This window comes from Corynebacterium nasorum, assembly GCF_030229765.1.
GTDB classification, from domain to species: Bacteria; Actinomycetota; Actinomycetes; order Mycobacteriales; family Mycobacteriaceae; genus Corynebacterium; species Corynebacterium kefirresidentii.
Genome location: NZ_JASPGY010000005.1, coordinates 35,190 through 48,837 on the forward strand (window position 1 = coordinate 35,190; position 13,648 = coordinate 48,837).

General features: G+C 59.0%; 13 protein-coding genes. 10 read left to right on the top strand and 3 right to left on the bottom strand.

Annotated features, from left to right (window positions below):
- Positions 1-3: 3 nt before the first annotated feature.
- The 3 genes from QP904_RS06355 to QP904_RS06365 all read right to left on the bottom strand — a co-directional run bounded on the left by QP904_RS06355 (position 4) and on the right by QP904_RS06365 (position 4,174).
- The gene (locus QP904_RS06355; RefSeq protein ID WP_023021763.1) at positions 4-1,203 is read right to left on the bottom strand and encodes a molybdopterin molybdotransferase MoeA; all 1,200 of its coding nucleotides are present in this window, start codon (positions 1,201-1,203) and stop codon (positions 4-6) included.
- 10 nt (positions 1,204-1,213) lie between these two features.
- Positions 1,214-2,326, bottom strand: a complete 1,113-nt coding sequence (gene moaA, locus QP904_RS06360) for a GTP 3',8-cyclase MoaA (protein WP_034656447.1) — start codon at positions 2,324-2,326, stop codon at positions 1,214-1,216.
- 66 nt (positions 2,327-2,392) lie between these two features.
- Positions 2,393-4,174: a long-chain fatty-acid--CoA ligase gene (locus QP904_RS06365; RefSeq protein WP_023021761.1), complete on the bottom strand. Its 1,782-nt coding sequence runs from the start codon at positions 4,172-4,174 to the stop codon at positions 2,393-2,395.
- Positions 4,175-4,525: 351 nt separating this feature from the next.
- Between QP904_RS06365 and rho the strand changes: the two genes are divergently transcribed.
- The 10 genes from rho (at position 4,526) to QP904_RS06415 (ending at position 13,647) form a co-directional block, all read left to right on the top strand.
- Positions 4,526-6,373 carry a transcription termination factor Rho gene (gene rho / locus QP904_RS06370; protein ID WP_023021760.1) on the top strand — a complete coding sequence of 616 codons (1,848 nt, stop codon included), beginning with the start codon at positions 4,526-4,528 and terminating at the stop codon, positions 6,371-6,373.
- Positions 6,366-7,442: a peptide chain release factor 1 gene (gene prfA / locus QP904_RS06375; RefSeq protein WP_023021759.1), complete on the top strand. Its 1,077-nt coding sequence runs from the start codon at positions 6,366-6,368 to the stop codon at positions 7,440-7,442. The genes rho and prfA overlap by 8 nt, the downstream gene beginning before the upstream one ends.
- A 6-nt stretch (positions 7,443-7,448) precedes the next feature.
- Positions 7,449-8,285, top strand: coding sequence for a peptide chain release factor N(5)-glutamine methyltransferase (prmC, locus tag QP904_RS06380; RefSeq protein WP_284835747.1), 837 nt, complete (start codon positions 7,449-7,451; stop codon positions 8,283-8,285).
- Between the two features lie 31 nt (positions 8,286-8,316).
- Positions 8,317-8,985, top strand: coding sequence for an L-threonylcarbamoyladenylate synthase (locus tag QP904_RS06385; protein WP_023027842.1), 669 nt, complete (start codon positions 8,317-8,319; stop codon positions 8,983-8,985).
- Positions 8,986-8,997: 12 nt separating this feature from the next.
- Positions 8,998-10,173 (top strand): glycosyltransferase family 4 protein, encoded by a 1,176-nt coding sequence (locus QP904_RS06390; protein ID WP_023021756.1) that lies wholly within the window; start codon positions 8,998-9,000, stop codon positions 10,171-10,173.
- Between the two features lie 16 nt (positions 10,174-10,189).
- Complete coding sequence (locus QP904_RS06395) at positions 10,190-10,615, top strand: Cg1360 family ATP-synthase-associated protein (protein ID WP_023021755.1); 426 nt, start codon at positions 10,190-10,192, stop codon at positions 10,613-10,615.
- Between the two features lie 455 nt (positions 10,616-11,070).
- Complete coding sequence (atpB, locus tag QP904_RS06400) at positions 11,071-11,871, top strand: F0F1 ATP synthase subunit A (RefSeq protein ID WP_023021754.1); 801 nt, start codon at positions 11,071-11,073, stop codon at positions 11,869-11,871.
- 102 nt (positions 11,872-11,973) lie between these two features.
- Complete coding sequence (locus tag QP904_RS06405) at positions 11,974-12,213, top strand: ATP synthase F0 subunit C (protein WP_023021753.1); 240 nt, start codon at positions 11,974-11,976, stop codon at positions 12,211-12,213.
- Between the two features lie 42 nt (positions 12,214-12,255).
- The gene (locus QP904_RS06410; protein WP_023021752.1) at positions 12,256-12,825 is read left to right on the top strand and encodes a F0F1 ATP synthase subunit B; all 570 of its coding nucleotides are present in this window, start codon (positions 12,256-12,258) and stop codon (positions 12,823-12,825) included.
- Positions 12,826-12,831: 6 nt separating this feature from the next.
- Positions 12,832-13,647: a F0F1 ATP synthase subunit delta gene (locus QP904_RS06415; RefSeq protein ID WP_284835748.1), complete on the top strand. Its 816-nt coding sequence runs from the start codon at positions 12,832-12,834 to the stop codon at positions 13,645-13,647.
- Position 13,648 lies beyond the last annotated feature (1 nt).

The following is a 13,648-nucleotide window of genomic DNA, read 5'->3' on the forward strand; positions in this document are numbered from 1 at the left end:
TCCTTAATACAGATAAACGGTGATGTCCTCGCCCACGGCGGGCGGTTCGGAGTAGATGAGACAAAAGCCATTGGTACCGGCGAGCGATACAACGCGATGGCTGCCGTGGGGCAGGTGCGAAGTAATGGCGGGCTCCGGCTGAAAGTCTACGGTCACGGGGACAATGGTCGGCCGGCCGCGGGAGGCAGGAAGAGGCGAGTCTACACGGGCGCGCAGGTTGACCCGCTCCCGTGGCGCAGGGTGCCCGGAAAGTGCGGCGATGAGGGGACGAGCATAAAGCTGGAAATCCACGAAGGCAGCCACGGGGTTGCCAGGCAAGCATAGTACCGGGGTGCCTTTCCAATTGGAGTAGCCCTGTGGGGCGCCCGGGCGCTGGTCGACGTGCCCGAACCACGCGGAATCCGTGCGCCCCAGCACAGTGTGGACCACATCGAAGGCGCCGGCTGACACGCCACCGGAGGTGATGATGAGGTCGTGGGAGGAGGCAAGCTCATCCAGTGCAGAGGCCAAGTCTGCGGGGGAATCGCCAACATGGAGGCGCGTGTGTGCGCCCGCGAGCGCGGCGAGCATGGGGCCGTTGGAATCCGGCAGCTGGCCGGGAGCGAGTTCTGTTGGGGAAGAGACGAGTTCTTCGCCAGAAGAAATGATCGCTATGCGCGGGCGGCGGTGGACCGAGACGGAATAAACGCCAGCGGAGGTGAGAGCGGCGATTACGGCGGCGTCGACAAGCGTGCCTGCTGTGGCCACTGGCGCGCCGGACTGGATATCCTCCCCGGCGGCGCGGATATGTGACTTGGTGGGAGCATCGGTGATGGTCACCTCGTCTGGAAGCGCTACGGGGCCGGCCGGGGTGGTGGTATTTTCCACGGGCACGACAAGCATTCCTGCGGTATCAGCTACCGGTGCGCCGGTCATGATGCGCACCGCGTGTCCCGCGGGGACCTCGGTAGGGGCGGCACCGGCTGGTACATCGCCGGCGACGGGGAGGGTCCATGGGCCGGGGGAGGGAAGATCCGCGGCGTGGACGAGGAAGCCATCCATCGCCGAGTTGGCGTGGGGCGGCACGGGAAAGCGCGCGGTGGCATCGGCGGCGAGGACGCGGCCGATGAGGGAGGCATCGACGGCGGCTGACTCGGCCGGCAGGGGGGATGCCAGGGTGAGGACGGCATCGAGGTGCGCGGAGATGCTGCGGGGCGTGGACATAAAAATAAGGTTAGCCGCCGATGGCAGACATCGGACGGTCCGGTTGCAGAAAGCCTTCGTCATCGATGCCATGGCCAGGCTTTTTGCTCCACATTTCCTCAGCCCAGGCCTCCATGATCTCCTCATCGCTGGCCCCAGAGCGCAATAGTTCCCGCAGCGGGGTTTCGGAATTGCCAAAGAGGCAGTTGCGCACGGCGCCGTCGGTAGTCAGCCGCGTACGATCGCAGTCGCCGCAGAAGGGGTGGGTGACCGAGGCAATGATGCCCAGTGTGCCGCGCGTTCCATCCGGAGCAGTGGCCTCCCACAGGGCGGCGGGGGCAGATCCCCGCGGTTCGTGGGCGGGCTCCATGGAGAAGTGGGTGCGCAGGCGGCCAAGGATATCTTCGGCCGTTACCATGTCCTCGCGGCGCCATTGCTCGCGGGGCCCAAGCGGCATCTGTTCGATGAAGCGCAGCTGAGCACCGTGGCGGACGGCATAGTCCGCTAGCGGGACGATGTCTTCTTCGTTGACCCCGGGCATGACCACGGCGTTGATTTTGATGGGGTGGAGGCCTGCGGCATCCGCAGCGGCGATGGCCTGGAGCACGTGATCAAGGCGGTCGCGGCGGGTGAGCGCGGCGTAGCGCTCGCGGTCGATGGTATCGAGCGAGATATTGATGCGATCGAGTCCGGCTGCGGCGAGGGCGCCGGCGCGCTTTTCTAGGCCAAGCCCGTTGGTGGTTAGCGCGGTGGACGGGGATCTCCCCTGGTCGGTGCGCAGCTCTTTAGTGGCGGCAATAATCTTTTCCAGCGACTTACGCAGCAAGGGTTCGCCGCCGGTAAAACGCACTTGGCGGATGCCCAGCTTGCCGACGCCAATTCGAATCAGTCGGATGGTTTCCTCATCGCTCAAGGTCTTCTCTGTGGGCATCCACTCTAAGCCTTCGGCCGGCATGCAATAGGTGCAGCGCAAGTTGCAGCGATCCGTGAGGGAGACGCGCAGGTCGCGGGCTTGGCGGCCATAGCGATCCAGCAGTGCGCGCGTGCCATCAGCAGCCGGGGCGGGCAGATCCGCTGGCGACTGCGCCCGGACCACGGTGGGCAGGGGCAGGGAAACTACGGGTCGCTGCGTGGAAGAGGTCATCGGTGCCAGTCTAAGAGAGGGGATGAGGTACACCAAGCTGCAACGGCTTAGAGAAGGATATTATTCCTAGTTTTCCCGGCTTAAATCGGTGGCTTCGGTGGCAGCGAGGCGCTGCGATTCGCCTGGACCCTTGAGCCGGATGATGTTGTACTCGCCTTCTGCCAGGTGGGTGCGCAAATCCTTCTTATCGAATTTGCCCACGGAAGTTTTATCGATGGACTTTACAAAGGTCCAGTACTCCGGCAGCATCCAACTCGGCAGCTCCTTGCGCATGCTGGCGCGCAGGCGCTCTGCGGTTTCGATGGTGGGAGAAGCACCTTCTGCCAAGACGGTAACGGCCAGTGGGCGCTCGACCCATTGCTTATCGGGATAGCCGATAACGGCGGCTTCGACGACGAGTGGGTCAGACATGATGAGGTTTTCGAGCTGGACGGAATAGATCCACTCGCCGCCGGAGCGGATGACGTCTCGGGCGCGGTCCTCTACGGTAAGGAAGCCGTCCTTGGTGACCGAGCCGACATCGCCAGTGCGCAGCCAGCCATCCGCGGTGAACTTGCCCTCTGCAGCCTCGACCTGCTTGCCGCGAAATTCGGAGGCGATTTCGCCCGGCTCAGCGGTAGGCGAGTGGTAGTAAGAACCGGTGACCAGGTTGCCGCGTACCTGCAGCTCGCCCGCGTTGCGGTCGGTTCGGGCCACAACTTGGCCGTCATTGACCACGCGGTATTCCAGCGAGGCGGGGATGCGACCTTGAGAAATGCGGTAGGCCCACCGGGTATCGCCCGAAGCGCCCTGAGGAGGGCGGGCGACGCTGCCGACGGTGGAGGTTTCTACCATGCCCCACACGTGAACAACGTCGACACCGTAGCGTTCCTCCCACATCTTGATAAGAGTTGGGGGAACAGGGGAGCCGCCGGCATAGATCTCCGTGAGGGTCATGCGCTCCGGCGGGTGGTGCATGTAGTGCACAAAGAGTTGGATCCAGATGGTGGGAACGCCGTGGGCCACGCGCGGAGAAGTAGCGGCAATGGCCTTGGCAAGGGTGGGGGCGGATACGTCGGCGTCGGGAAGCACGAGCGGGGTGCCCGTCATGAAGCAGGTAAAGGGAACGCCCCAGCTCAGCACGTGACAGATGGGGATGCAGCACAGGAAAGTCTCGCCGTGGGTGATGCACAGCGAGTCCGAGGAGCGCAGCTGCATGGCCTCCAGATACAGCGAACGGTGCGAATACAGTACGCCCTTGGGGGCACCCGTGGTGCCTGTGGAATAGCACAGTGCCGCGGCCGTGCGCTCATCTAGTTCCGGCCAGTCATAGACGGTGGAGCGGCCATCAATTAAAGCTTCATAGGAATACACTTCAATCCCACGGGGGAAGAGATGGGCAAACTGCTGCGCAGGCTGTGCGCCGGTAATGATGACGCTTTTCACGGAGTCGGTACCCACAAGCACCTTGCCTAGTTGCTGCGCCAGCCGGGGATCGCACACGATGGCAGATATTTCCGCGTGATTAATAATATGGCGAATCTGGTCATTCATCAGCTGCTTATTCAGCGGCGCAAAAATCGCGCCCTTGCAAGCAGTGCCAAACATGACCTCGAGGTGTTCGGCGCAGTTCCACATAAAACTGCCCACCCGCTCATCGCCGGTAATACCCAAATCATCATGAATAGCGTGGGCGAAGGCGGCTGCGCGAGCGGCGATATCGCGGAAGGTAACTTCTTCGGCCGGATCAAATTCAGAGCCGGTGCCCTCACCGTGCCAGGTTGTCACCGTGGTGCTGCCGTGCACCGAGGCGCCGTATTCCAAAATGCGGGTCAGGGAGAGGGGGATATCCATCATCGTGGAAAGCATGCCTCTACTGTAGCGGTGTCATGGTGCGGGCGTTGCGGTCTATGCGTTATACTTGTTCGCGACTGGTAGGAAACCGGAATTTTTAGCTCCCCTTTCCTATGGATTCGGGCCCAGAGAAGTTTTGCCCGCAGTCGTTTCTTGATTTCTTCCGGTTCGTGCACCCGCTGTGCGAATTCTCCTTGAGAACATGGAAGAGGCCTCATACTTATTGCCCGGCAGGACGCGCATGCGCCTTGGCACGAGGGCGAGAAGTCCTAGAAAAATACACATTGGCTTCCAGTGGAACGCCGTGAGCCTAGGCTACGGCGGCTCCCGCATCATCGGACCTGGTCAAGCAACGAAAGGATATCCGTGAGCGAAACGGACAACACCGCAGCACAGGATCTTGCATCCCTGAAGCTGCCGGAATTGCGCAAAATGGCCGCAGAGCGCGGCCTACGTGGTGTCTCTGCCCTGCGCAAGGGGGATCTCATCACCGCCATCAAGACTGGTCAAGTTCCGCCAAAGGCCAAGGCCAAGGTGGAAAAGGCCGCTCGGGTAGAAAAGGCGGAAAAGGCAGAGAAATCTGATAAACCAGAAAAGCCACGCGCGCAGGCGCAGGACGATGCGCCGCAGAAGGCGGAAAAGCAGGAAGAATCCGGCGAGAAGCAGGATAACCGCCAGCAGAACTCTGGCGACGAGCAGCGCTATGAGTCGCGTTCTCAGGCACGCCGCGCTCGCCGCAACCGCGCCCGCCGGCAAGAACGCCAGGAGCGGCAGGAACGTCAAGAGCGCGAGGAACGCAGCCACAACGAGGAGCAGGGCGGCAATAAAGACAACCGCGAGAATAACTCCCAGGATGGCTCCGATAATCAGGGCGATAAGAATGACCGCGGCGATAATAAGCAGCGCGGCAATCGCCACGATGACAACAATAATCACGAGCGCGGCAACCGTCGTGGGCGCCGCAATCGCCGCAACCGCCGTGGCCGCGGAAACAATAATGACAATAACGGCGGCAACGATTTGCAGGTCCGCGAGGGCGATGAGCTGCAGGCCGTCGGTGGCATTTTGGACGTGGTAGACAATAACGTCGCCTTCCTGCGCACCACCGGTTACCGCGCCGCGGCTTCCGACGTCTTTGTCAACAACGGCATTGTCCGCCGCCTGGGCCTGCGCTCCGGCGACGCCATTACCGGCCAGGTTAAGGTCTCCGGCCCGACGCATACGCATGGCAACGGTCGTAACCGCCGCAAGTACAACCAGCTGGTTCAGGTCGATACCGTCAATGGCATCGATCCGGAAAACGCAAAGCAGCGTCCACACTTTAATAAGCTGACCCCGCTGTATCCGAATAAGCGCCTGCGTTTGGAAACGGACCCGAAGATCCTCACCACCCGCGTGATTGACCTCATCATGCCCATTGGTAAGGGCCAGCGCGCGCTTATCGTCTCCCCGCCAAAGGCCGGTAAGACGACGATTTTGCAGAATATCGCCAATGCGATTTCTACCAATAACCCGGAGTGCTACCTCATGGTTGTCCTCGTAGATGAGCGCCCTGAGGAAGTTACGGATATGCAGCGTTCCGTCAACGGTGAGGTTATTGCTTCCACCTTTGATCGCCCGCCATCAGAGCACACCTCCGTAGCCGAGCTGGCTATCGAGCGTGCCAAGCGCCTTGTGGAGCAGGGCAAGGACGTCGTTGTTTTGCTCGACTCCATTACCCGCCTGGGCCGCGCCTACAATAATTCCTCCCCGGCATCCGGCCGCATCCTCTCTGGCGGTGTGGACTCCAACGCGCTCTACCCGCCAAAGCGCTTCCTCGGCGCCGCCCGCAATATCGAAGAGGGCGGCTCGCTGACAATCATCGCCACCGCCATGGTGGAGACCGGTTCTACCGGCGATACCGTCATCTTCGAGGAATTCAAGGGCACCGGCAATGCCGAGCTGAAATTGGACCGTGGCATTTCCGAGCGCCGTGTATTCCCGGCCGTGGACGTTAACCCGTCCGGCACCCGTAAGGATGAATTGCTGCTCGTACCAGAGGAGGCGCGCATCATGACCAAGCTGCGTCGCATCCTTTCTGCCCTGGATTCCCACCAGGCCATTGACCTGCTCATTAAGCAGCTAAAGAAGACCCGCTCCAATGGCGAGTTCTTGATGCAGGTGGCCTCCTCGGCCCCGATGGCTGCGGATAAGGATGAAGAAGATTATGTCTAATCAGGTTTCCCTCGTTGATGACATTGTGTCCGAATACCAGGGCATTGAGATGCAGATGGGCGATCCGGAGGTGGCCGGCGACCAGAAGCAATTCCGCAAGCTCTCCAAGCGCTATGCGGAACTGCGCCCCATCATCATGGTTAATGATGAATTAACCCAGGCCCGCGAGGATCTCGCGGACGCCAAGGAGATGGCCTACGAGGACCATGACTTCCAAGAAGAAGCGGACCGCCTCGAAAAGTCCGTGGAGAGCTTGGAAGAAAAGCTCGCTGATCTGCTCGCGCCGCGCGATGAGCAGGACTCCGAGGACATCATTATGGAAATCAAGGCCGGCGCGGGAGGCGAGGAGGCGGCCCTCTTCGCCGGTGACTTGGCCCGGATGTACGAGCGCTACGCGGATAAGACCGGCTTTAACTGGGAGGTCCTGGGCCTCAACGAGTCGGATCTGGGAGGTGTGAAGGATATGACCATTTCCTTCCGCTCCAAGTCTCCTTCGCGCGATGGTGCCTGGTCCGTCTTCAAGTTCGAGGGCGGTGTGCACCGCGTGCAACGTGTCCCGGTCACCGAGTCCCAGGGCCGTATTCAGACTTCTGCCGCCGGCGTGCTGGTCTACCCAGAGCCAGAAGAGGTGGAGTCCGTCAATATTGATGACAAGGATATTCGCGTTGACGTTTACCGTTCTTCGGGTAAGGGCGGCCAGGGCGTGAATACCACCGACTCCGCGGTGCGCATTACCCACCTGCCAACTGGGCTTATCGTTACCTGTCAGAAGGAACGTTCCCAGATTCAGAACAAGGCGCGTGCACTGCAGGTCTTGCAGGCCCGCTTGGACCAGATGGAGCGTGAAGCTCGCGAGGCTGAGGCCGGCGAGCAGCGCGCCTCCCAGGTGCGCACCATGGACCGTTCGGAGCGCATCCGCACCTATAACTGGCCGGAGAACCGCATCACGGATCACCGCATTGGCTACAAGGCTAATAACCTGGACTCTGTTTTGAACGGCGATATGCATGACCTTATTAAGGCCCTGCAGGACCAGGAGCGTGCCGAGCGCCTCGAGGCTGAGGGCTAAACGGGCGTGGATAACACGTATGGACAGGCGCTGCGCCGTGGGGTGCAGCGCCTTCGTGCTGCCGGGGTACCAAGCCCCGAGTGGGATGCGCGCATCATTGCCACGCACCTTATTCATTGCGGCCACATGGATATCCCGCTGGACCAAGCTCCTATGCCCGGTTTCGATATGGCCTATGATGCGCTGCTACGTCGCCGCGAGTCCCGCGAGCCCCTACAGTACGTGCTAGGCAGCGCCTGGTTCGGTCCGCTGGAGCTCAAGGTGGGCCCTGGCGTATTTATCCCGCGGCCGGAAACCGAGGTGTTGGCGGACTGGGCGGTGCGCAATGCGGACGGCCCGCGGCTGGTGGACTTGTGCACTGGCACAGGGGCGTTGGCACTATATCTGCACCACTACTTACCTGAGGCGCAGGTGCGGGCAGTTGAGCTTGCCGACGCCGCCTTGGCCTACACCACTGCCAATACCCGCGGCAGCGGGGTAGAGGTCATTCAGGCCGATGCTACGGATGCCACTACCTTGGCGGAGTGGAACGGGACCGTGGACCTTATCGTGACCAACCCGCCGTATGTACCGGAGACGCCGAACCTCGATCCGGAGGTCTACCATGATCCACACGACGCGGTCTTTGCCGGTGAGGATGGGATGGACGTCATCACCGGCCTCATCCCGACGTTCGCCCGCCTTTTGCGCCCGGACGGCAAGGTGGCCATCGAGCACGATGACTCCACGAGCGAAGCCGTACAAGCCGCAATGGCCCGCCACGGCGGCTTTGAAAGAATTTCGGCGCTGCAGGACATGACGGGAACGCCCCGCTTTGTCACTGCGGTGCGCGCGGTAGACTAAGACACCACTTAGGGCAAGAAGGGGAAAGACTATGCAAGGAAAGATTTTTAACTGTGCCGATGAGGCCGAGCGCGAAGAGGGCCTGAACATTGCGGTCAAGGCTGCACAATCCGGTCGCCTCGTGGTCATGCCCACCGATACGCTGTATGGCCTTGGCTGCGATGCCTTTGATAATGATGCCGTAGCCAATCTCTTGGCTACCAAGCAGCGCGGTCCGGATATGCCGGTACCGGTTTTGGTTGGTTCCTGGGATACCGTTCGCGGTCTCGTGGCTTCCTATACCGATACTGCGCGTGATTTGGTCGAGGCCTTTTGGCCGGGTGGCCTGTCTATCGTTGTTCCTCAGGCGCCATCCTTGCCGTGGAACCTCGGTGATACCCGCGGCACGGTAATGCTGCGCATGCCGCTGCACCCCATTGCAATTGAGCTTTTGCGCGAGGTTGGTCCGATGGCTGTGTCTTCCGCCAATATTTCTGGCCACCAGCCACCAACCACCGCGCTTATGGCTAAACAACAGCTGGGTAAAGCCGTAACGGTTTACTTGGATGGGGGAGAGACGGCCGTCGGTAAGCCTTCCACCATCATCGATCTCTCCGGTGAGCGCCCGTATCTACTCCGTGAAGGCGCGCTCTCGGCCGAGGAAATCGGCAAGGTCATCGGCCTCGATGCCCAAACCCTGCGCACCCGCCCCCAGGCTTAAGGAGGTATTCGCGTGAGCGGCAGTGGTGTCCCGCTGCGCGAGTTGGCCCTTGTCATCCTCGTCGCAGCAGCATTTACGTATCTGACCACCGGTGTGGTGCGCTCCTTTTTAGTGCGCACCGGCCGGGTGGCGGAAATTCGCCTGCGCGACGCCCACACTCAGCCCACTCCCCGCATGGGTGGTGTGGCCATGTTTACTGGCTTCGCGGCGGCAATATTCCTCGCAGCCCAGCTTCCAGCCTTGACTCGCGGCTTTATGCCCGTCACTCCGGAAATGAATGCGGTGCTATGGGCGGCCTTGGCGCTGGTGCTCGTTGGCGTGGTCGATGACCTAGTAGAACTCAGCGCCGTCGTGAAGCTTTTTGGCCAGCTTTTCGCTGCCACGCTCATGAGTGGGTTGGGCCTTACCTGGACACTACTTTTCATTCCGTTTGGCGGCGGCACCACCGTTGTGCTGGACCAATTGCAAAGCACCCTGCTCACCGCATTCTTTACCGTCTTGCTTATCAATGCCATCAACTTTGTAGACGGGCTTGATGGCCTGGCAGCAGGCCTTGGAATGATTGCAGGAGGGGCAATTTTAGTTTTTTCCTTGACCGTCCTCCATGACCAGGGCGGCGCTGTATCGGCCTATCCGCCAGCCATTATTAGTGCCGCACTGGTGGGAATGTGCGCCGGCTTCTTACCCCATAACTTCGAACCATCCCGCATTTTTATGGGCGACTCCGGCTCCATGCTTATCGGCCTTTTGCTCGCTGCGGCCTCAACTTCTGCGTCCGGCAAGATCAACATGTCTCTGTATGGCACGGTGGATATTGTCGCGTTGATGTCACCCATTATCGTGGTCGCCGCAGCGGTATTTATTCCAGTCCTCGACCTTGTCTGGGCTGTTATTCGCCGCCTATCGCACGGCCGTTCACCGTTTTCTGCGGACAAGGCGCACATTCATCACCGCCTCCTCAAGCTTGGGCATACTCATAGGCGTACCGTGCTAGTGCTCTACTTGTGGGTTTCCGCAGTGGCATTTGGTGCGGTGTCCTTTTCCATCGTTCCCGCGCCGGAGGCCATTGGCGTGACTATTGTGGCCCTGCTTCTCGCGTTTGCAGCTACTCTCGTGCCCTTGCGGCAAGGAAAGATTGGCCCTGCTGCTCGAGAGACCGTCGTGGTGGCGGAAACCGAGCCCTCGTGAGGTAGGCTCGGTCTCCGTGAATGATCCTAAAGTAAACTCTGATTTTGATGATCCGCGTCTGCCCCTCAAACGCGCCGTGCAGCTAGGTGTCAAAGCGTTGCTTGTCATTATGTTGGTATCACTTGCCATTTGGGGGGGATTGAAAGGCCTTCCCGGAATTTGGGGCGTCTTAATTGGTGCAGCTCTAGGCGGAGGATTCGTATTGTGCACGGCTCTTTCAGTCCTATTTACAGCCAAGTCAACCCCCTCGACAACAATTGCAGTGGTGCTCGGTGGGTGGCTGCTTAAGCTAGTTTTGCTCTTGGGGGTTTTGGCAGTAATTAGGGAAATGGATTTCTATGACACGTGGGCCTTGTTTCTTAGCGTAGTTGCAGCTCTTGTTGTAACCCTCGGAACTGAAGTCTGGGGGATAGTTACTTCTAAAGTGACGTACGTGGCTTAATCGGCGTCCAAAGAATGCTGCCAAAAGCTTGGGGCAGCTCAGCATCATGGGGGATACCGAGCAGCTCTATTTCATCTGTTACTTGCGGTTATGAGAGATTTATACCCCCGACGAGGGGCGGGTGAGATGTGGTGTGATGAATTCCACGCTTATGAGTTTGGCCAGCAAATCGCAGGTTTATAGCTTAATTACTTACTTTGGAATTGAAGAGTAGCTTCTATGGGGCCCCCACGTGCAAAAACTCAGGATCCAGCTGATACGATTCACTTCGGGTTACCGTGGAAGTAGGCACGTGCTCTCTTCCGGTATTGGTAAATCCCTGTCTTGTTCATGCTGATGTGCGACGGAGTCCGTGAACAGGACAGAAAGTTTGAGACGTCCATCGCACCACAAAAGCTTTTACAAGCTGTGTGGCCCGAACACGGGAGAGAACGCTGAGCGTTACAACATTGGCTATGAAAGGGCACTTCCACACGCCCGATCTAGGTGAAGAATTCTTCCCGGGGCAAATTGATGCCGACCATCTTTTTTTCGGTGACTTCGCCGGCGGATGGTTCGCGCTTGATCGCCTGATGCTGATTCGAATCTTGATGACGCTAATTGTGGTGATCCTTTTCTGGGCCGCCTTTAAGAACCCTAAGTTGGTTCCTTCTGGCATTCAGAATGTGGGCGAGAATGCGGTCGACTTTGTCCGTATTCATATCGCTGAGGACATTTTGGGTAAGAAGGAGGGAAAGCGATTTCTGCCAATTATCGCTAGCATCTTCTTCGCGGTTCTATTCATGAACGTTGCGACCGTTATTCCGGGGCTTAATGTCTCGCCGAACGGACGTATTGGTATGCCAATTGTCTTGGCCGCGGTTTCGTACATTGTGATGATTTACGCGGGTGCCAAGAGGTATGGCCTTGGTAAGTTCATTCGCTCCTCGGTAGTGATTCCGAACTTGCCACCGCTATTGCATCTTTTGGTGGTACCGATTGAGTTTTTCTCTACGTTCATCTTGCGGCCGGTTACCCTTGCTATTCGTCTCATGGCGAACTTCCTTGCTGGACACATCATTCTGGTTCTTCTCTTCTCTGCTACGAACTTCTTCTTCTGGCAGCTGAATGGTTGGACCGCACTGTCTGGACTAACCATTATTCTGGGCTTGGCTATGAGCCTGTTCGAGATTCTGGTTATCTTCCTACAGGCGTACATCTTCGCTCTTTTGACGGCGGTGTACATTGAGCTGTCCTTGCACGCTGATTCGCACTAAGGACGAGGTCGACGAGCGCGACCGAGTAAACCACCTAATTTAAACCATCGACATTCAGTCTTGAGACAGACTGAAATTCTACGAAAGGGAACGACTTTCACCATGAACGAAATCATTCTGGCAGCGGATGCCGCTTCGAAGTTTGAAGGACTGGGCACCATTGGTTATGGCCTGGCGGCTATCGGTCCAGGCATCGGTATCGGTATCGTTGCCGGCAAGACCGTTGAAGCTATGGCCCGTCAGCCAGAAATGGCTGGTCAGCTGCGTACCACCATGTTCCTGGGTATCGCCTTTACTGAGGCCTTGGCACTTATCGGTCTCGTTGCCGGCTTCCTGTTCTAAGAGCTCGAGTTTTCACACCGAATCTTTTAAGACGGGAGACCAATGAATAACGTCGTTTACTTGCTTGCAGCAGAGGGCGGAGATAACCCAGGTTCGGGTAGTTTCTCTGTTCTTCTGCCCAAGAACTATGACATTTTCTGGTCTTTGCTGTGCTTCATCGTAATTCTGTTGCTGTTCTGGAAGTTTGTAATTCCTATGTACAGCAAGATGTTGGCAGAGCGTGAAGACCGGATCGAGGGCGGCTTGAAGCGTGCCAAGGCTCAGCAGGCCGAGGCCAAGGCTGCTCTGGAAAAGTACAATGCTCAGCTGGCTGATGCCCGTGCAGAGGCAGCCGAGATCCGCGAGCAGGCGCGCGAGCGCGGCAAGCAGATCGAGGCCGAGGCCAAGACCAACGCGGAAGAAGAGTCCCGCCGCATCGTCGCCAATGGCGAGAAGCAGCTGGAGGCTTCCCGTTCGCAGGTTGTTACTGAGCTGCGTTCCGAAATGGGCCAGAACTCCATCAACCTGGCGGAGAAGATTCTGGGCGGCGAGCTTTCCGACGCCTCTAAGAAGTCCTCCACCATTGATGGCTTCTTGTCCGAGCTCGACTCTGTGGCACCGGCCGGAAAGTAGGCAACTATGAAGGCAGCTAGCCGCGAAGCACTCGCAACCTCGCAATCTCGCTTGGATGAAATCCTTGCTGGCGAGAATAACGTCGCCACCGCCGCACAGGCGGGCTTGGACATCTTTGAGGTTGTCGATGTCTTGGATGATGACCGCGAACTGCGCGTTGCATTCACCGATATCGCCGCCCCGAGCGAGGCACGTAAGTCCCTAGCAGAGAACCTTTTTGGCTCCAAGATTTCTGGTGGTGCGCTGCGCATCATTCAGGAAGCTGCGGCCGTACAGTGGTCCACTCCGAAGGACTTTGTCAAGGGATTGGTTTCCTTGGGCCGCCGCGCACTGCTGCGTGGCGCTGAGGCGCAGGGCCAGCTGGGCCAGGTAGAAGACGAACTCTTCCGCCTTTCCCAGATGCTTGACCGCGAGGGCGAGCTCACCCAGCTGCTTTCCGACCGAACTGCTGATTCCGCCCGCAAGCGCGGATTGCTGGCAAACGTGCTCTATGGCAAGGTCACGATGTTTACTGAGGCACTGGTGCTTCAGGCCATCTCCCGCCCAGAGCAGAACCCGATCGATGATGTGGCCGCTTTGGCTGATTCTGCAGCAGACCTGCAGGACCGCACCATTGCGCGTGTTACCGCAGCGGGTGAACTAAACGAAGGCCAGCAAGCAGTACTCGCTGAGAAGCTGGGCAAAATTTATGGTCGTGCGATGTCCATTCACTCTGAGGTTGACACCAGCCTCCTCGGTGGCATGCGCATCCGCGTCGGCGATGAAGTCATTGACGGTTCTACGGCAGGCAAGATTGCTCGCCTGCGTGCCCAGATGGCGTAGC